The 18,260-nt window shown below is 55.3% G+C and carries 15 protein-coding genes and 1 other RNA gene; 5 read left to right on the forward strand and 11 right to left on the reverse strand.

All coding sequences use genetic code 11. The annotated features are described in order from the left end of the window. Positions 1–12: 12 nt before the first annotated feature. Positions 13–1,275, reverse strand: coding sequence for a M16 family metallopeptidase (locus HEQ72_RS04820; RefSeq protein ID WP_168022721.1), 1,263 nt, complete (start codon positions 1,273–1,275; stop codon positions 13–15). 36 nt (positions 1,276–1,311) lie between these two features. Continuing rightward, positions 1,312–2,715, reverse strand: a complete 1,404-nt coding sequence (gene thrC / locus HEQ72_RS04825; RefSeq protein WP_168022722.1) for a threonine synthase — start codon at positions 2,713–2,715, stop codon at positions 1,312–1,314. A gap of 535 nt (positions 2,716–3,250) precedes the next feature. Here thrC and HEQ72_RS04830 point away from each other — a divergent pair. After that, positions 3,251–4,942 (forward strand): BCCT family transporter, encoded by a 1,692-nt coding sequence (locus HEQ72_RS04830; RefSeq protein WP_168022723.1) that lies wholly within the window; start codon positions 3,251–3,253, stop codon positions 4,940–4,942. 45 nt (positions 4,943–4,987) lie between these two features. After that, positions 4,988–5,713, forward strand: coding sequence for an SDR family NAD(P)-dependent oxidoreductase (locus HEQ72_RS04835; RefSeq protein WP_168022724.1), 726 nt, complete (start codon positions 4,988–4,990; stop codon positions 5,711–5,713). Here the strand turns inward: HEQ72_RS04835 and HEQ72_RS04840 are convergent. The 8 genes from HEQ72_RS04840 to HEQ72_RS11700 all read right to left on the reverse strand — a co-directional run bounded on the left by HEQ72_RS04840 (position 5,686) and on the right by HEQ72_RS11700 (position 13,841). Then, positions 5,686–7,233, reverse strand: coding sequence for a YifB family Mg chelatase-like AAA ATPase (locus HEQ72_RS04840; protein WP_168020166.1), 1,548 nt, complete (start codon positions 7,231–7,233; stop codon positions 5,686–5,688). The genes HEQ72_RS04835 and HEQ72_RS04840 overlap by 28 nt on opposite strands. Before the next feature lie 177 nt (positions 7,234–7,410). After that, entirely contained in the window at positions 7,411–8,253 is an 843-nt protein-coding gene (locus HEQ72_RS04845) for an OmpA family protein (RefSeq protein WP_168022725.1), read from the reverse strand. 284 nt (positions 8,254–8,537) lie between these two features. After that, on the reverse strand, positions 8,538–9,062 hold the full coding sequence (locus tag HEQ72_RS04850; RefSeq protein WP_168022726.1) for a cold-shock protein: 525 nt from the start codon (positions 9,060–9,062) through the stop codon (positions 8,538–8,540). Positions 9,063–9,438: 376 nt separating this feature from the next. Then, a complete protein-coding gene (gene recR / locus HEQ72_RS04855; protein ID WP_168020218.1) occupies positions 9,439–10,032 on the reverse strand; it encodes a recombination mediator RecR in 594 nt (197 codons plus the stop codon). Between the two features lie 20 nt (positions 10,033–10,052). After that, positions 10,053–10,376, reverse strand: coding sequence for a YbaB/EbfC family nucleoid-associated protein (locus HEQ72_RS04860; protein WP_168020169.1), 324 nt, complete (start codon positions 10,374–10,376; stop codon positions 10,053–10,055). 16 nt (positions 10,377–10,392) lie between these two features. Further along, positions 10,393–12,180, reverse strand: a complete 1,788-nt coding sequence (locus HEQ72_RS04865; RefSeq protein ID WP_168022727.1) for a DNA polymerase III subunit gamma/tau — start codon at positions 12,178–12,180, stop codon at positions 10,393–10,395. A 51-nt stretch (positions 12,181–12,231) separates the two neighbouring features. Further along, positions 12,232–12,329: signal recognition particle sRNA small type (gene ffs / locus HEQ72_RS04870), an RNA gene on the reverse strand. A 111-nt stretch (positions 12,330–12,440) separates the two neighbouring features. Further along, positions 12,441–13,841, reverse strand: coding sequence for a PAS domain-containing protein (locus HEQ72_RS11700; protein ID WP_168022728.1), 1,401 nt, complete (start codon positions 13,839–13,841; stop codon positions 12,441–12,443). 158 nt (positions 13,842–13,999) lie between these two features. On the opposite strand from HEQ72_RS11700, the gene HEQ72_RS04880 reads away from it, so the two are divergent. After that, complete coding sequence (locus tag HEQ72_RS04880; protein WP_168020172.1) at positions 14,000–14,782, forward strand: substrate-binding periplasmic protein; 783 nt, start codon at positions 14,000–14,002, stop codon at positions 14,780–14,782. Between the two features lie 25 nt (positions 14,783–14,807). Here HEQ72_RS04880 and HEQ72_RS04885 read toward each other — a convergent pair whose 3' ends face one another. Next, positions 14,808–15,638, reverse strand: a complete 831-nt coding sequence (locus HEQ72_RS04885; RefSeq protein WP_168020173.1) for a lipid-binding SYLF domain-containing protein — start codon at positions 15,636–15,638, stop codon at positions 14,808–14,810. Positions 15,639–16,019: 381 nt separating this feature from the next. Between HEQ72_RS04885 and HEQ72_RS04890 the strand changes: the two genes are divergently transcribed. Together HEQ72_RS04890 and HEQ72_RS04895 are read left to right on the forward strand one after the other, a co-directional pair. After that, complete coding sequence (locus tag HEQ72_RS04890) at positions 16,020–17,048, forward strand: hypothetical protein (protein ID WP_168022729.1); 1,029 nt, start codon at positions 16,020–16,022, stop codon at positions 17,046–17,048. A gap of 41 nt (positions 17,049–17,089) precedes the next feature. Further along, positions 17,090–18,256 (forward strand): Acg family FMN-binding oxidoreductase, encoded by a 1,167-nt coding sequence (locus HEQ72_RS04895; protein WP_168020175.1) that lies wholly within the window; start codon positions 17,090–17,092, stop codon positions 18,254–18,256. The last annotated feature ends 4 nt before the right edge of the window (positions 18,257–18,260 follow it).

Here is an 18,260-nt window from a genome sequence, read left to right on the forward strand (position 1 = left end):
GGCCCGCGCTTTCTAGCCTGCAATCATGCCCTTGATAGCGTCCAAGCTCGGGACATTCCGGCTTGGACCCAGCACGGCCAGTGTTGGGTCTGATGCAAAGATCAGGGCAGCGGCATCCCGTACAGCAGCGGCATCGACGGACTCGACCATGGCGACCAGTTCATCTGTATCCACGATCCGCCCATGTGTGAACAGCTGCCGAGCCGCCGTTTCCGCGCGGTTCGAGCTGCTTTCCAGCCCCATCAAAAGTCCGGCCTTGATTTGGGCCCGTGCCCTCATCAGTTCATCGTTCTGCACGATTGTATCGACAATTTTCCGGAGTTCCGTACACAGGACAGGCACCAGTTCGGCAGCTTCGTCATTGCCGGTGCCGGCATAGATGCTGAACAGCCCGCCATCGGTTGTTGAATTGGTGTAGCTGTAGATGGAGTAAACCAGTCCCCGTTTTTCACGAATTTCCTGGAACAGCCGGGAAGACATGCCTCCGCCCAGAAGTGTCGAGAGCACAGCGGTGGCGTAGAAGTGCGGATGGTCATACGCCACACCGTCAAAGCCGAGTACAAGGTGAACCTGCTCCAGATTCTTGTCCTGCCGGCTTTCTCCACCTTTATAGAGCGCCTTCTCAGGGGTAACAGACGGGAAAACCGGCAGGCTTGTGAAGGTTTTTTCGACCAGATGGACAAAAGAATCATGATCAATATGACCGGCCGCAGCAATAACGGTCGAGTGTGTCGAGTAGGTACTGTTCATGTACCTCTTCAGTGTTTCGCGATCGATGCTGCGTACGGTCTCGGGCGTTCCCAGAACAGCTCGTCCCATGGCCTGATCCGGGTACGCTGTTGCCTGGAAGTGGTCAAAAACAATATCGTCCGGGGTGTCCTCGGCCTGATTGATTTCCTGCACAATGACGGACTGTTCCCGCTTCAGCTCTTCCGGGTCGAAAACAGAATGTTGCAGGATGTCGGCGATGATATCGGTGGCCAGTGCGACATCGTCCTTCAGGACCTTGGCATAATAGGCTGTATTCTCGCGTGAGGTCCACGCATTGAGAATGCCGCCGACATCTTCGATCTCTTCGGCAATGGCACGGGCGGAACGACGGGCCGTCCCCTTGAACGCCATATGTTCCAGCAAGTGGGAAATCCCGTTCAGGGGCGCCGGTTCATGGCGCGCCCCGGCATCCACCCAAGCCCCCAGGGTGACGGTCTGTACGGTGTCCATCCGGTCGGTCAATACCCGCAGGCCGCTGGGCAAGGTCGTGATGGTGACGGTCATGGAAACTCCGGAAACAAGAGGGTTTATGTGGTGTTGTCAGGCATGGATGCGCGACCGCGCCGCGCGTACATAGGCCTCTACGGCATCGGCCTGACGGTTTATCCGCTCCATGCGTTCGGGCCGCTGGAGTAAGTCTTTCAGGTGATGGGGCAGGACTGGTTCTACACCGCAGGCTGATCTTACCGCGTCAGGGAATTTGGCCGGGTGGGCTGTGCCAAGGCAAACAACCGGGGTGCCGTGCGTGCGCGATGCCTTTTGTCCAGCGGCAACGCCAATCGCGGTGTGTGGGTCAAGAAGCTCCCCGGTCAGGGTATGGATGCTGCGCATAACCCCCATGGTTTCCTGGTCATCAAGGCGCGTGGCCTCAAACAGTGTCCGTACCCGTTCAACGGTATGGGAGGGGGGCGAGCATGTGCCTTGTTCGCGGAACTGTTGCATCAATATTTTGATCGTGCCAGCGTCACGGTCGCAGAGATCAAACAGGAGCCGTTCCAGGTTTGATGAAATCTGGATATCCATCGAGGGGCTTATGGTCGGGACAACATCCTGAATGGAGAGGAAGCCGGTGTGGACAAAGCGGGTCAGGATATCATTGCGGTTTGAGCCAATAACAAGACGCTCGATCGGCAGGCCCATGCGTTGGGCAACGTAACCAGCAAAAACATTGCCAAAATTCCCGGTTGGTACGCTGAAGACAACCGGTCTGTCTGGTGCTCCCAATCGCAGGGCAGCCCAGAAATAATAGACCACCTGCGCCATGATCCGTGCCCAGTTGATGGAGTTCACGGCAGCCAAGCCAACGTCTTGACGAAAGGAAGGCGAAGCAAACAGAGCTTTTACAATATCCTGACAGTCATCGAACGTACCATCGACAGCCAGACAGTGAACATTGCGGCTTGTTACGGTCGTCATCTGGCGGCGCTGGACGTCAGAAACACGACCGTTCGGGAACAGGATGAAGATCTCGATGCTATTTCGGTCCCGGCATGCCTCTATGGCGGCTGACCCTGTATCGCCCGATGTCGCGCCAACGACGGTGATGGTTTGTCCTCGTTTGCCCAGAATATTGTCAAACAGGTGCCCCAGCATTTGCAGGGCATGATCCTTGAACGCAAGCGTTGGCCCGTGGAACAATTCCAGGAGCCACAGATCGGTATCCAGCTGTTTCAGTGGAGCAATGGCTTGATGGGTGAATGGTGCGTACGCGGCACGAACCAAGGGACGTAGATCCGCTTCGGTCAGGCTGCCTTCAGTGAAGAGCGACAGAATGTGAACCGCGAGATCTTCCCACGACAGGCCGCGCATGGCGCGTATATCAGCCGGGGACAGGGTGGGCCACGTTTCCGGTACATAAAGCCCTCCATCTTCGGCAAGGCCAGACAGCAGAACGTCGTCAAATCCAAGGACCGGAGCTTGGCCCCGTGTACTGACATATTTCACCGGATTGTCTCCACACTGGTGTACCGGATGCAGGGGGGCAGAGACTAGCGCCGGATGGGCCTGTCGGCAATGGGGCAGAGAGGAGGATCGAGTGTTTGCTGATTTATATGGAGCTTCCAATCTGGCTGATAATGTTCTTGTCGCCATATCAGTAATCGAATCGGGGCATTTGTATGTATATGCAGTGATCAGATTCTATATCAGGATGTCATGGTTCTATTGAGGTGAGTGGCCGATCTGAATAAAAATCCATGTTTATGTGGATATTTTATGCTCTTCTATGTTAATTATGGCTGTGTCTTCTTTCTAAAGAAGTACTTACTGGAGGCTTTTATCTAGGTCTCCATGGATCCTTGGGTCTATTTGTCTGTTGGCTTGACCCTTCTCTTCGGTGCCTTGTTGGCGTACCGGGATCCGCACAAACGTCCGGCTTGGTCGGTCATGGCGTCGGCACCTCCTCGGTGTCGTGCGGGCGATTGTTCGTCTGCATTCGTCTTTACGCAGAAATGACAACTGAACAAGAGGAACATGGTGTATGCGGCATGAAAAGATTGACCTGACAGACCGTGATGACCAGATCACGGAGACTGTCGAATCAATCCCTGAGCCAGAGGGTGAAACAGAAATTATCGAGACAGATTATACGGTGGGGCAGGATAATATAGCCCGCCAATGGACACTTGAGTTTGATTTTCACCATATTGTATTTACAGTATCAGCCTTGTCCGTTGTGTTTTTTACCTTCATTACTCTGGCCCTCCAGAATGATATAGAGCCTGTTTTTGTTGCGATACGAGATGCGATGACGTCCCGTCTTGGGCCGTTCTTCCTGTTTTCGGGCAATATTCTGGTTGTGCTTTGCCTGGTGCTCGTCGTGTCTCCGCTTGGGAAGGTGCGGCTGGGAGGGCCGGACGCAACGCCGGATTATGGCTATATCGGCTGGTTTGCCATGCTCTTTGCTGCGGGTATGGGCGTTGGCCTTATTTTCTTTGGTGTTGCCGAACCGATGACACACTTCTCGGCGTCTCTCGCTGGTGTCGGGTTGGGAGATGGTGGAGCAAGAATTGATACCGCCCCGTTGGGCGGAGCCTCTGGAGATGAGGTATTGGCGCGATCCTTGGCCATGGCGGCGACAATTTTCCACTGGGGTCTGCACCCATGGTCCATTTATGCTGTTGCTGCACTGGCGCTGGCCCTGTTTTCCTATAACAAGGGGCTTCCCCTGACACTGCGTTCTATTTTCTATCCCCTGATTGGAGAGAGAGTCTGGGGGTGGCCAGGGCATCTTGTCGATATTTTGGCTATTTTTTCGACGGTCTCCGGGTTGGCCGTGACTTTGGGTGTCGGGGCACAACAAATCGCGGCCGGCCTTGATTTTCTCATGGGTATTGGAACATCCAATGTGATGCTTGTCCTGCTGGTTATTGTCATTACCATGATTTCTGTCTGGTCGATCGTCAAAGGGCTGGATGGCGGCATTCGCAGGGCATCCGAGTACAGTATGCTTCTGGCCGTTATCTTCATGCTGTTTATTGTTGTTGCCGGTCCAACGGCGGATCTGATGTCAGGCTTTGTACAGAACGTGTTGGGATATGGGCAGTATATTTTTCCCCTGTCCGTTCCGTTCGGGCGTGAGGATACCGGATTTGTCGCATCCTGGACGGCTCCATACTGGGCATGGTGGATCAGCTGGTCGCCTTTTGTAGGAATGTTCATTGCGAGGATCAGCCGTGGCCGCACGGTGCGGGAGTTCCTGGTTGCGGTTCTGCTTATTCCGACCCTGCTGTCCGTTCTCTGGATGACGGCTCTGGGAGATACAGCCATAGCCCAGGTGGTGCACAACGACTTTACAGGGGCGCAGGATGCGGTGCTTGAAATCAAGCTGTTTGAAATGCTTGGTCAGTTGCCCCTGTCTGGTCTGGCCTCTGCCGTTGGTGTTGTCCTGATCATTCTGTTTTTCATTACATCGTCAGATTCAGGAAGTTTGGTGGTTGATACGATTGCTGCCGGTGGCAAGGTCAATGCACCGATTGTTCAAAGAGTTTTTTGGGCGTTGTTTGGTGGATTGGTTGCCATTGCCCTGTCTTTGGGCGGGGGGTTGGCTGCCTTGCAAGCCATGGTCCTGTGTACAGGGCTGCCGTTTGCTTTTGTCTTGATGGTGGCCTGTTATTCCATTGTACTGGGCTTGGTGAATGAGCGTAGGGTCGGTGCTTCCCCAGGTGATTGAGCTGCGGATGCCGGTGACTTTCCCTGTACAGGAGGTGTCGTTCCAGTGGTCTCTGCCCGGGATTGTGATTGCAGTGCAGATCATACCGGCATTGCCGTTGTTATTGGTGCGTCGGGAACTATCGGTCATGCTGTGTCCGAACACTTGTCAGCAACGGAGGCTTTTGAGTCTGTCATTGGGCTATCGCGTTCCGGTTCTGATTCCCTTGATCTGTTGTCTGAAGACAGTATTGCCCGCTCTGCTGAACGGATTGCCAAGTCCGGAAAAGTGTTACGTTTGGTATTTGATGCCACAGGATTTCTGCACGGTGATGGAGTCAATCCGGAGAAAACGTGGCGCGATCTGAATCCGGTGGCTATGGCGCATGCTTTTGCCATCAACGCCATCGGTCCAGCTCTTTTGATGAAGCACTTTTTACCGCGTTTGCCCCGGCGTGGCCGTTCCGTTTTTGCAACCTTGTCAGCCAAGGTTGGCAGTATTGGCGACAACAAGCTGGGGGGATGGTACAGCTATCGTGCGTCCAAGGCGGCGCTGAACCAGCTGGTCAGAACCGCTTCAATCGAGTTGGCGCGAACGCATCCTGATGCCATATGTGTTGCCCTCCACCCGGGAACTGTTGCCAGCCGTCTGTCCGATCCTTTCCGCAAGGACGGACTGGATGTTGTTTCCCCGGACGAGGCTGCAGCCCGTCTTGTCAACGTCGTCTCTTCACTGGATGTATCGGCCTCGGGGCAATTCCTGGATTATCGCGGTTGTCCCTTGCCGTGGTAGGCTGTTGTGCGCACGGATCTCCAGGACAGGGCCTCGGCAATATGAACCGTGCTGACCGGGCCGCCGCCATCAAGGTCGGCCAAGGTTCTTGATACCCTGAGAAGACGGTTCCAGCCTCGTGCTGACAGATGCAGTTGGTTTGCAGCTTTTTCCAGCAGGGCGCGGCCAGCATCATCCGGTTGCGCAACGGATTCCAGAATTCGGCCATCAGCCTGTGCGTTGGTGCGAATGTGCTGGTCCGGGCACAGGCTCCTGTATCGCTTCTCCTGCAAGGTTCGGGCCGCTGCAACGCGCCCTGCGATACAGGCTGACGTTTCTCCTTCCGGTGCTCGTGCCAGATCTGCGGGGGGTACGGACGGAACATCGACGTGCAGGTCGATACGGTCCATCAGGGGGCCAGACAGCTTGTTCCGGTAGTCATCCCCACAGCGTGGCGCTTTCGAGCAGGCCATGGATGGTTCTGTCAAGTAGCCGCAGCGGCATGGATTCATCGCAGAAACAAGCTGTACGCGGGCGGGGTAGGACACGTGGTTGTTGGCCCGGCTTATAACAGCGTGCCCGGTTTCCAGGGGTTGGCGCAGGGCTTCCAGTGTTGCGCGTGGAAATTCAGGTAGTTCGTCCAGAAACAGGATGCCATTGTGGGCAAGGCTGATATCACCGGGACGTGCCCGCAATCCACCCCCAATCAGGGCAGCCACACTGGCAGAATGATGGGGATCGCGATACGGGCGTGTGGTTATCAAGGCGCCTTCTGGTAACGTGCCGGCAATGGAGTGAACCATGCTGACCTCCAATGCTTCCTGTGCAGACAAGGGGGGCAGTAATCCCGGCAGGCGCCGTGCCAGCATGGATTTCCCGGAACCAGGTGGGCCGCTCATCAGCAGGTTGTGTCCACCGGCGGCAGCGACTTCCAGGGCGCGGCGTGCGCTTTCCTGCCCCCTGACGTCGGCCATGTCATGTGGGTATGCAATTTGTGTGGCAGATTTTGCTTCCGGTGGGGTCAGGATCACATCCCCGCGGAAATGATTGATCAGCGCCAGCAGGGAAGGGGCGGCCAGAATATCCTGTCGTGCTCCGGCCCAAGCGGCCTCACCGCCTTGTGCTGCGGGGCAAATAAGCCCGCGTTCGGTACCACAGGCAAAGAAGGCTGCTGGCAGAACGCCAGAAACGGGCGCCACGGATCCATCCAGTCCTAGCTCGCCAAGAACAACGAAATGTTCCAGGTCTTCCTGGGGCAAGATTCCCATGGCAGCTAAAACCGCGCATGCAACAGGAAGATCGAAGTGGCTTCCTTCTTTTGTCATATCAGCCGGGGCAAGATTGACAGTTATACGTTTGGGAGGCAGGGCCAAGCCTATAGCCCCCAGTGCGGATCGGACCCGTTCCCGGCTTTCGCCTACGGCTTTGTCGGGAAGTCCGACAATGGTGAAGGCGGGAAGACCGCTTGCGATGGATACCTGCACTTCAATTGGAACTGTTTCGATGCCCTGGAAGGCTACCGTATAAACGCGCGCTATCATCTTGGGTTGATTATTTTCCGTGTAATGTCTTTTGCAGGATACAGAAGCCCGGCTCTTTCGAAAGGAAAAAATGAACAGCGCCCGTCTTGCCAACGGGCGCTGTCTGGAACACTGGCTTGGCCGTATTGCTAATGTCTCCGAGGAGTGCAAAAGGTCGTGCCAAAAGACCTTGTGTGATTATGGAGCTGCCTTGATGTGGATCTCAACCCTTCTGTTCCGGGCTTCGGATGCTTTGTCAGGCGTCTGGATCATGGGACGCTCCTCGCCATAAGCCTCCAGGATCATGGCCGCAGGACTGACGCCCAGATGCGACAGGGTATTGGCAACGCGTTCTGCCCGCTTCTGGGACAGCTCCATATTGATATGTTCTTTGCCGGTGGTGTCGGTATGGCCGGCAATCATCAGCGTTGATGATTTGCGTGCTTTCCAGGCCGCTGCAACATCCTGAAGCACCTTCATGGCTTGTGCATCCAAGTGTGTTGAGCTGGTGATAAAGTGGACTATGAATGCATCCTGTGCCTGTCGGGCCGGCTTTAAAGACGATCCTTTTCGCAGTTCGGCCATCGTGTCTTCAAATACTTTTCGACAGGCCGCGATATCATCTGGCTGATGCCCTTCTTCTTGTTCCTGCATCCAGCAATCAAAGCCCGCTGCTTGGGCCCGTGCAGCCTTGACCGGCATGGTGTCGCGTGCCCCGGCATCCAGGACGGCTATCAACGCATTGCGTGCTGCCCGTAATTCGTTAGCAGCCTCCGGAGTCAGGTCACGCTCCTCGATCGCCTGGGGAAGGATATTTTCTCCCTTGGCTGCGGCTTCTGCCCGTCGCAGGAAGTAGGCTGTATCTGTCCAATCGTATTCTGCTTTTTCGGCTGCTGCCAACTCGACATATTCGGTGTGGAGGACACGCGTGAAGGCATTTCCCTGTAGAGGGAGGGTTTTTGTACCCTCCACATTCCACTGATCTGCGCACGCACCCAAGAGAGCAACAGCCGAAACCACCAACATCAACTTCTTGAACATTGTCCGGGATTCCTCATCGGCATTATGAAACACACCAGAGCATCAAGCCGCGCCATGGACAGTCACGAAGGCATTGACCCGTTTTTGTATTCTTGTTGCTCCAGACCCCGGACTGATGTGCCGATATGTAGACCGGAGAACACAGCCGGGTATTGATCGCTACAGTATCGTTTTTCAGGCAATCGCGACAGATCTTTCATGAGACGCGACTGTACGATTATACCGGAGTTGCTAAAAAAAACGCGGCCTTTGCGACCGCGTTTTTCTCAGTATAACCGGATGGGTTACTGAATAAGTTCGACGTCTTCTGCCATCGGCCCTTTTTTGCCCATGCGAATGTTCAAGCGAACCCGCTGCCCACTTTCCAAGTTCTGCAGCCTGGAACGGCTCAGGGAGCCGATGCCGATGAATACATCCTTCCCGCCGGAATCAGGTGTGACAAAGCCAAACCCTTTTTCTGCACTGAAGAACTTGACGATGCCTTCGATTGTTTCTTCAGCCCCGTCGGAGTAGCCGCCGCCGCCACCGCCGTAACCGTCGTTGGACAGAACGGCATTGGTCGTGTCAACGCTCAGGATCTGTGAGACTTGGGGACCTTTTGGTCCTTGTTCCAGGTCACAGACAATCTCGGCACCTTGATCGATGGCGCCAAGCCCGGCCCGCTGGAGAACAGAGATGTGAAGGAAGGCGTCCGATGAGCCATCCTGGGGCGCAACAAAGCCAAAGCCCTTGGATGCATTGAACCACTTGACAGTAGCCGTAATTCCCGACTGCAGCGGGTTGGACGGCCGGAAGGACCGGGTATTCATAGCGAACAGAAAACCTTTGAGAAGGGTAATAACCAAGGTAATGGATACCTTATTTTTCTTCTCTCTCCAAGCTTAATGAATCGGGAAATGCATCTTTTTTTTTGCATCAGGACATATTTGTGGGTGGGATACGATGATAAGAAACAGAATAAGCGTAACCACACCAACATAAAAACATTGTGTATGGAATAATAATGGTTATTTCTATCAAATAATTACTCGATTCCCCCGTATCTGTACTCTTCCCTGTAGCGCATCGTACGCCCTGTTTCCTTGCTCCGCCTGATCTCTTCTTTCCAAGCTTGCTGGAGGGATCTTGCCCTGAAGTGAGTAGGAGTAAAGTCATGGGAGAGAGGGGTTTCGGATGGCACGGGTTTTACATGGGACGGCGTGCCTTTAACGCCTGTACTAAAGTACCGTCATCCAGCCAGTTCAGCTCTCCGCCTACAGGTACACCGCGTGCCAAGCCAGATGTTGCAATCGGAAGGGGGCGCAGTGTATCGGCGATATAGTGTGCTGTTGTTTGCCCATCCAGTGTCGCGGGAAGTGCCAAGATAACTTCTTGCACTTCTTTTCTCTGGATTCGCTCCGTCAGCCCGCTCAGCCTCAAGTCTTCGGGGCCTGTCCCGTTTACGGCGGACAAAAGTCCCCCCAGCACGTGATAATGCCCGGAAAAGGCCCCGGACCGTTCCAGCGCCCACAGGTCGTCTACGTGCTCCACCACGCAAATAACAGATGGGTCACGCCTGTGGTCTTCGCACAGTGAACAGGGGGCCTGTATATCCAGATTACCGCATTCCGGGCACATGCATACGGCACGCTCCACCTCTTGCAGTGCTGCAACAAGGGGAGCCAGAACTGTCTCCCGGCGTCGCAGAAGGTGCAGAACCACACGCCGCGCCGACCTTGGCCCAAGGCCGGGAAGGCGAGCCACAAGTCGTGTCAGGCGTTCGATGGGGTTGCTCACAATGGGCGAATATCCTGTCTGTTTCAGAACGGCAGCTTCATGCCGGCAGGCAGGTTCAGGCCCCCGGTTACTTTCTGCATTTCCTCGCGCATGGCTTGTTCAACCTTCTGGCGGGCATCATTATGTGCAGCCAGTACTAAATCTTCCAGAACGCCCTTGTCGTCTGGGTCAATCGCAGCAGGATCGATCACAATGCGGCGCATGTCGCCTTTGCCGTTCAGGGTCAGTTGGACCATGCCCCCGCCAGAGACGCCCGTGACTTCCATCTCTTCCAGCTTGGCTTGCACTTCGGCCATTTTTTGCTGCATCATCTGGGCCTGTTTCATCAGGCCGCCAAGATTTTTCATAACTCTTAACTCCGTTTCAGGATTCCGGTTGTGCCGGGTTCCCAGTGTCATCAGCCGTTGGTGTGGCAGGAAGATCACGAACCGTGCCGATGCTGGCTGTCGGGAATGTTTCCAGGGTCGCCCGAACCAATGGATCTGCACGCACGCCGGTCATGGTTTTTTCAAACAGCGTCGGTTCACCGGCCTCCCTCGAGATGCTGATGACCCACCGCATGCCCGTCCATTCTCCCAGGCAGCGGGCCAGTTTTCCTGCCAAGTCTGAAGGTGTCTCGTCTTCCGGTCGGAATTCCAGGCGCCCGGGTTCGTAAAACACAGGGTGCACCGTGTGCTCAAGGTGATACCCCAGTATAGCCTCGCGTTTTGCAGCAACCAAAGCAACCATCTTCTCAAATGTTTCAGGTCCGGTCGCCGCTACGGACTTTACACTGGCAACAGGCGTGCAGTCCTCCTGTACAGAGTCTGCCTTTAACGCGGTCTGTGTACTGTAAGGGGTATGAGGTGCTGGCCTGGTTTGATCCCCTGCGCTTCTCAAGGGTTCCGGTGCCGGCTGTCGCGGGGAGGGTACGATTGGGGAAGCTTGGGCAGGGCTGGAAGCTTTGTCTGGTGTGGATTGTAGTTTGGCAATGACATCGGCTGGTGCAGGTAAGTCAGCCGCATAAGCCATGCGGATGATCCCCATTTCCAGGGCCTGAAGCGGTTGTGCTGCTGTTCGGACCTCCGCATGGATTTTCAACAGCATCTGCCATGTGCGGGTCAACACCCCCATTGACAGACGTGACGCCATATCGGTTCCGCGCTTGGCCATATCCGCCGGGACAGTATGATCAGCTGGTGCGTTGGGCGTTGCTTTCAGGCGTGTCAGCCAGTGCGTTAACCCCTGCATGTCTTCCAGCATGACGGCAGGGTCTGCCCCTGCCGCATAGTACGCCTGTACAGCCTCCAGTGCATGTGGCAGATTCCCCTCCAGTACGATTTCCAGAAGGTCCAGGGTCTGCCCGCGGTCTGCGAGGCCCAGCATGTCGCGGACCTGTCGGGCATGGATACTGGAACCGCAGTGGGCGATAGACCTGTCCAGCAGGGACAAGCCGTCCCGCACGCTGCCATCCGCGGCCCGGGCAATGAGTGCCAAGGCTTCGTCATCTACAGTGACTCCTTCAAGCCCGGCAATACGCTGGAAGTGTGCGGAAAGTGTCTCAACGTCAATCCGCCTCAAGTCAAACCGCTGGCAACGTGACAGAACCGTTACAGGAACCTTGCGAATTTCCGTGGTGGCAAAGATGAACTTGACGTGGGCAGGGGGCTCTTCAAGGGTTTTCAACAGGGCATTGAACGCTGCCCCGGACAGCATATGGACTTCATCAATGATATAGATTCTATAGCGTGCACTGGCGGGGCGATAGCGGACCCCTTCCAGTATATCCCGCATATCCCCGACGCCGGTCCGGCTTGCGGCATCCATTTCCGTGACGTCAACATGGCGATCGGCTGCAATGGCCTGACAGTGCGTGCATAGACCGCAAGGGGTCACAGTTGGTCCGGTGTTGCCATCCGGTCCTATGCAGTTCAGAGCCCGTGCAATGATCCGCGCTGTTGTCGTTTTTCCGACACCGCGCACGCCGGTCAGCATCCAAGCCTGTGCCAGGCGGTTGGTTGCGATTGCATTGGAAAGGGTTTTGACCAGCACATCTTGCCCAATCAGGCCCGATAAATCAGTCGGTCGGTACTTGCGTGCCAGAACCCTGTATTCCTGTGCGGTCCCGGTGGTTTGTGCCGGATCCGGATCTGGACAGGATACATCGGTCATCCGACGGAACTCGCTCTTGATTATGCCTAGGAAGCAGAGGACAGAAATAAGGCGGAAGACTGGACAACGACCCGAACCGGAAACTCGTTGGGGCTGCTTCCTTCCGGACCTGACCCGGTTGGCGAGGGGTTCGTCCGCCGCCAGTCTTCCGTGCGCACTATATCAGTGGAAAGGGGCTGCAACGCAAGCATCTATTTTGCAGTCCCTGTTTTCTTCCTGTCTGGCAGGCAGTTGCTTGAGGCATGGTGGTGTCGGGTTATTCAGTCGGACGTCACCAAAGAGGCGTCGCCTGCATCTTGATCTGTAACAAGGAACTGAATACACACATAGTAGGCTATTCTTCCCCTGCTGTCATGAACAGCAGAAATGGTTGTATCGACACGACGGCTCTCTCCGCTCCGCGTCCTGTTGATAAGCTCACCATGCCAAATTTTTCCGGCAGTAATGGTATTCCACATGTTTTTATAGACGTGGTCCGCTACTTTTCCGCTTTTCAGAAAGCGTGGGTTGCGTCCTTCCACGTTTGCCAAGGTGTACTCAAATATATCTGCAAAGTACTGATTTGCATACAGTATAGCCCCATCCGAGCTTGTGATCATAAGGGCAGCAGGGCTTTGCTCCATAGCTTGGGCAACCAGGCGAATGCGTTCTCCGAGGGCGTATTGGTTTCTGACATCCAGTGTCAGGAAGATGAACAGGAGACCTATCCCAAGCGGTGTCAGAACCATTGAGACCAGCAAGAGGTGGTTGTTGAGCAGCCATGCTGCCTGGATGTCTTCCTGTACGGCTGTCAGAACAAAAGACAGGGGATAAACATCTGAAAGTCTCTTCACATGCCGGCCGGATTTATGGCCCAAGAGGGATGGTTTTTCAGTGATGCTCGCACCTGTGGCTCCTGATTCTTGGCTTAGAATCCCACCAATGATTGCACTGCGGGACGGTGTTCCATTTTCAAGGTAAAGGGGCAAGGCAGCCAGAACCGGACCATCCAGACGGGCTATAACAGCCTCGCCATTGGGACCGGGGCGCGCGGCAGAAAGCATTTCCAGGAACCAGCCCGGGTTCATAGCTGCAATAACGTGACGTGAATCGGACGTATTCGTTTCGTCTTCCAACATGACGGGAATGACCCATGGGCCATCAGCTGTTGTTGAGGATAGATCAATCGGAATCGAGCCAACACCGATATAGCGGCCACTGCTGGCCCGCCCGATTCTCAGGCGGCTCCCCAAGCTCAATGGCCCGCTTTGCTCCAGCCCATATACCTTCGGAGACAGTCTTTGTCCCGCTGAAAGCGGGTTGGCCGAGTCAGCCAGAATGGTGTTGCGACCATCAATGATCAGAACCTGTCGGATGTGGGGAGATGACTGAAGGCTTTCTGATACAAGGCGATGCAGCAAGGGAGATGGATTTTGTATGGAGGAAGAGAGGGCTTCCCTGGCACCGGACTGTACATATGTAAGTATGACGTCAACGGAGCCAACGGCGTGGGTAATGGATCGTTCAAGGAGTACAGCCGATGTTTCGAGAGCATTCTGAACCGAAGATTCACTCTGGGAATGGCTGTTCCAGAGAACGTATGCGGAGACCATGCAGGACAGCAAGACGGCAATGCCGCCAATCCAGATGACCGTTCTTCCCGCGTGAGTTGATCTGGTCACGGATATTTCACCCAGTTCAAGCTTGGCGGCAGGCAAAAGCAGTTTGCATGCTTGTGGACTGTATTGCAGGGATGGATGGTTCTCAAAGACCACTGTATCAGGTTGGTCTGGTTTGACATTATTGGTTCAGGACAGTCATCCTTCGGAGGGATTTTCGCGTGTCTGCATCCTGGCCCTGCCGTTTTTTCTGCCTGCTGGCCTTGGCTTTTGTTTGGCTGGCCGAGAGCTCCTCCGTAGTGGCTGCCAACAGTCGCCTTGAAACCATTCTTGCCAAGGGCGTTCTCCACGCTTGTGGTGTATCTGAATACCATCAAGCTGGGCAGCCTGATCGCGATGTCGCCTTGTCCCGTGCCCTTGCTGCCGATCTGGGCGTGGAATTCCGCCACGTGGATAGCACGCCTTCTTCGTTGAGGCAGGATGTTCACAGTGGTCGCTGCGATATCGTTGCTGGAGTAGCGATGACCGGGAGAGAGCCTGGTTTTCAGCTTTCCAATCCATACCGAACTGGTCAGATTTACGCCATTGCCAGAACCCTTGATCCTGGAATCGGGAGCTGGTCTGACCTTGACAGCCAAGATCGTGTTGTCCTTGTCCAGGCCGGCAATGGCTTGTCTGCCTTGGTCAGGGTAGCGCTGCCGCATGCCGAGATTCTGGAAGTTGATAACAGCCACAGAGGTGAGCACGAGGTGCGAGCCGGGAGGGCCGATGCGTTGATTGTTGATGATGAATCTTTGGTCGGAACAATGAACGAAGCGGGTTGGGCCTGCACTCTCAGGCCGTTGATGCCGATGGTCACGTTTCCGTATGCTTTTGGTGTTCCTGCAGATGATGCCGTATGGTTGGGGCACATCAACACCTTTTTGGGCTCTACCCTTGCAGGCGACGATCCGGAGAATGTGCCAGTCAGGAAGCGTGTGTCCCGGGACGTTGCCCGCCGTTGATATTGCCGGGTCCATTCTGCGTGACCTAGTTCAAATCCTGTTTCTGGACAGGTGCCAAGCGCATCGGCTTATCTGCCGTTGATGTTTCCGGATAGGTTTGTTCTTCCATATCCTGATTGTGCGACATGCTCTCCGACTCCGTTGCGCTTATGCTTCCGGATGTTTCAGTGGTTGGAGCAACACGGAGCGCGCGGTACAGGGGCTCGGCTTCAGGCAATGGCCAGCGGCGCTGGAACAGAATATCTCTGTCATTTGCGGTCGCACCATAGATTGCAGTGTTCCAGTCTTCCCGCAAAGAAATAGCGGCACCTTCGATAGCGCCACCGCCGTATGCGCCCTGTGAATGTGCGTACGCGATGATATCCTGCTCTAAATTAGTTGTTGTTGCTGTTTCTATATTTGCGCCAAATGTGGCAACGCTGATTCCCGCCATGGCACCAAGTTTGAACTGGTCTGACAAAATGGATTCCAGTCCCTTTTCTGTCATGATCATCAAAATACTCTGGACGCGTTGTCCGCCAATTTGCAGCCCGATGCTGCCCCCGGCCATGGAATAAAAAGCAGGGGGAGAGAAGGTGCCTGCACTGTCACGAACGGTCAGGACACCATAGCCATAAGCCCCGCCCAGAATAAAGCCACCCTTGTAGAAAGACGGGATAACCATGACCGCGCGGGCCCGGGCCAGATAAGGATCCATATCCTTGCGAAAATTGTCGTCTGCTCTCACCTGCTCGACAACAGCAACCGCTTGTGCCAGAACAGCGCGGGCGTCGGCTGCATCGCCGGCACTGGCTGTAGAAACATGGGCCAGAAGAATGGCGGGGACAAGCAGCACCAAGCGTATCAGGCGGAACATGGTGTAAGGAATCTCCAGCAGAATCAGGTCGGGAAGCTTATAGCACAGGAGCTGTAGTGCCACTGTGTGATACGCGTTTCGGTCGTCATGAGCAATCGGATTGCGTTGTCGCCCCCTGTATTTTTGGTGGGATCCTGCGCTTGATGTCACACTTTCCCTGTAATTGATCACGATACATTGCTCCGTTCGGATGGTCCGGGATGCATGATGCCCGCATTGTAACGTGCGGATGTGCACGAAATATGGCCATATTTCGATTGCCTTGTAGGGCTCCTTACAGAAGGAAGTTAGAGCGTGTTTCGCGATTTATCTTTATTTTCGGCTTGTCTTTTTACGGTATGCCTTTCTGTTGCTGTAACACAACATGCAACGGCTATGCCGATGGCTTCGTTTCCCTGCAATAAGGCGCGTACGCCTTTTCAGCATCTTGTGTGTTCAGACCCCGTTCTTCTGGAGCTGGATGGTCGTATGGGCCACCATGACAAGGCGTGGCTCGACAGCACCGTGCAGAACTGTGGGATTCCGCAGCAGGGCGGTGCTCCTGGGGAGCGTGCCCGTTGGTCGATGGTGCCATGTTTGGTCAGCGCATACCGCCAGTACCTGGGTATCAACATGCCGTTACCGGGCGCTGTGGACGGGCTGGTAACAAGAGAATCCGGTCGAGGCTTCATGCATCCGTCGTGTATCTCGGTTTTGCTTGAGGATTACGACAAGGGACACCTTCTACCGTTCCCTGTTGCCGCTTGTAACCGCGGCTATTCCCATGTTGAGGTTCAGAGCCAGGTTCATGGCTGGCTGAGTGCTGATGCTGCAAAAGATGGAGACATGGCCTGGACGTCTTGGTCTGATGCGGGGGTTCTGCCTGATGGCCGTTGGGTTGCCGCTGTGAATCAAAGTGGCGGTGGAAACGGGTCTCTGGGGTCAGTCTGGGCTTTTGACCGGCATGAGCAATCAGGAGCAGGCGATGAAATTCTGAGTATTCAGCGGCTGTATGCGGGTGGAGATCGCTGTAACGGCGGTGTTGACAAGGCGGTTGTTGATCATTCCGGCATTCTTGTCTCTGTCAGTATTACGCCCGTTGGTTTGCTTCAGGCGATGGACAAGACCCTGACGGGTTTGGATGATCTTCCTGACTGTGCAGCCTGCTGCATCGGAACAGCTCGTTATCGTGTGCCTGTCGGCTCTGATGGGAAAGTTTCGGGAACTCCTGTGCTTGTCTCTCTGGGCTTGAACGAAGACAGGGACTACGGCGGGTCGTCTGTGCAGGCTACGTGCTTTGCGCGTACGGTGGAAGGCGCTGTGATCGGTTATGGCAAGACCTTGGATCCCGTTCGTATGCTTGGCGTTGTTGATGCCTTTATGGCATGCACCCGTGACCGTGGTGACCAGAGTGTTCAGCGACGCTTGTAATGTCTCTTGCCCCATTCCGGTATGGCAGGCACCATACCGGAATGGGTACATGTGCTACAGCCGCTTGTGATGTCATATCCCGCCGCCGGTTGTTGCGGTTGGCGGCGTCTGTGCCTGCATTGTTGTTATCAGCAGGGTGTGAATCCGATTCTGCTGGTACGGCGTACCTGGGGTGGCGTGGGCCACCGTCTGTCCCCGATATCCGGGTTCGTTTGGCGGGTTGGGCTTCTCTGGCACCCAGTTCCTATAATCTCCAGCCTTGGAAGATTGCTCTTGAAGGGGATGATGTCCTCTGGCTTCTGGCTGATGCGGATCGTGTTCCTTTTCGTGCGGATCCTGCCTTGCGACAGGCAACATTGGGGCAGGGTACATTCCTGGAACTTCTCGTGCTGGCGGCTGCTGCCGAGGGATGGGGCCCCGCGTTGTCGCTGTTCCCGGATGGTCCTTATGCCACACGTGATGACATGCGTCTGAAGCCTGTTGCCCGGGTTGCGCTGTCCCGTGATCCGGCTGTTCTGCCACCCCCCCTTTTTGCCGCAGTCCGTCAGCGCCGGACGTGTCGTGGTGCTTTTACGGGGCAGGCTATCAGTCGTTCGTCTCGTGATACCTTCCTGTCCGGTGCAGGTGCAGCCCGCGGGGTGTCCGTTGGCTGGATCGATCGTGGTTCAGGGCTCGAGCGCCTGAAGGGGCTGGTGATAGAAGCAATGCGCCTTGAAAGCATGAATGCGGATCTTGTTGCGGAGAAATCAACTTTTCTACGTTTGACCAAGGAAGAAGTTGCGGAATGCCGCGATGGTGTTGTGCCCTCCTCACCCCTGCCCGGCAGGGGTGTTCGTTTGTTCTATGGGCGACATGCCTTTTCTGAACCAGGTTCATGGCTGAACCGTTGGGCTTTCTCGCATGCTGTCAGTTATGTGGGAGAGGCAGACAGCTTTGTCTGGATTTCTACAGATGGCGACAGCCGCGATGATCAGATAAGGGCCGGTCGTGTTTATGCCAGACTTGATCTGGCTGCGGCTGCGCAAGGTCTGGCCATGCAGCCTTTCTCGGCTCCGCTTGGTGACTGGGATGGTGTGGCCGGTGTGTGTGATGACCTCCACGCACTTTTATCGATCCCCGGACGGCGTATACAGATGCTGGCCCGTGTCGGCTATGCAGATAGCGCATCCCCGACCCCACGTCGCAGCGTGGTTGAATTGATGATTTAGAATG

Source organism: Haematospirillum sp. 15-248, assembly GCF_012102665.1.
Classification (GTDB): domain Bacteria; phylum Pseudomonadota; class Alphaproteobacteria; order Rhodospirillales; family Rhodospirillaceae; genus Haematospirillum.

What these genes read in the sequence shown, in the direction of transcription:
- HEQ72_RS04850 (WP_168022726.1), bottom strand. Translation starts at nt 9,062, where the DNA reads ATGAATACCCGGTCCTTCCGGCCGTCCAACCCGCTGCAGTCGGGAATT.
- HEQ72_RS04860 (WP_168020169.1), bottom strand. Translation starts at nt 10,376, where the DNA reads ATGAAAAATCTTGGCGGCCTGATGAAACAGGCCCAGATGATGCAGCAA.
- HEQ72_RS04845 (WP_168022725.1), bottom strand. Translation starts at nt 8,253, where the DNA reads ATGTTCAAGAAGTTGATGTTGGTGGTTTCGGCTGTTGCTCTCTTGGGT.
- HEQ72_RS04885 (WP_168020173.1), bottom strand. Translation starts at nt 15,638, where the DNA reads ATGTTCCGCCTGATACGCTTGGTGCTGCTTGTCCCCGCCATTCTTCTG.
- HEQ72_RS04820 (WP_168022721.1), bottom strand. Translation starts at nt 1,275, where the DNA reads ATGACCGTCACCATCACGACCTTGCCCAGCGGCCTGCGGGTATTGACC.
- HEQ72_RS04890 (WP_168022729.1), top strand. Translation starts at nt 16,020, where the DNA reads ATGGCTTCGTTTCCCTGCAATAAGGCGCGTACGCCTTTTCAGCATCTT.
- HEQ72_RS04840 (WP_168020166.1), bottom strand. Translation starts at nt 7,233, where the DNA reads ATGATAGCGCGCGTTTATACGGTAGCCTTCCAGGGCATCGAAACAGTT.
- HEQ72_RS04895 (WP_168020175.1), top strand. Translation starts at nt 17,090, where the DNA reads ATGGGTACATGTGCTACAGCCGCTTGTGATGTCATATCCCGCCGCCGG.
- HEQ72_RS04830 (WP_168022723.1), top strand. Translation starts at nt 3,251, where the DNA reads ATGCGGCATGAAAAGATTGACCTGACAGACCGTGATGACCAGATCACG.
- HEQ72_RS04865 (WP_168022727.1), bottom strand. Translation starts at nt 12,180, where the DNA reads ATGACCGATGTATCCTGTCCAGATCCGGATCCGGCACAAACCACCGGG.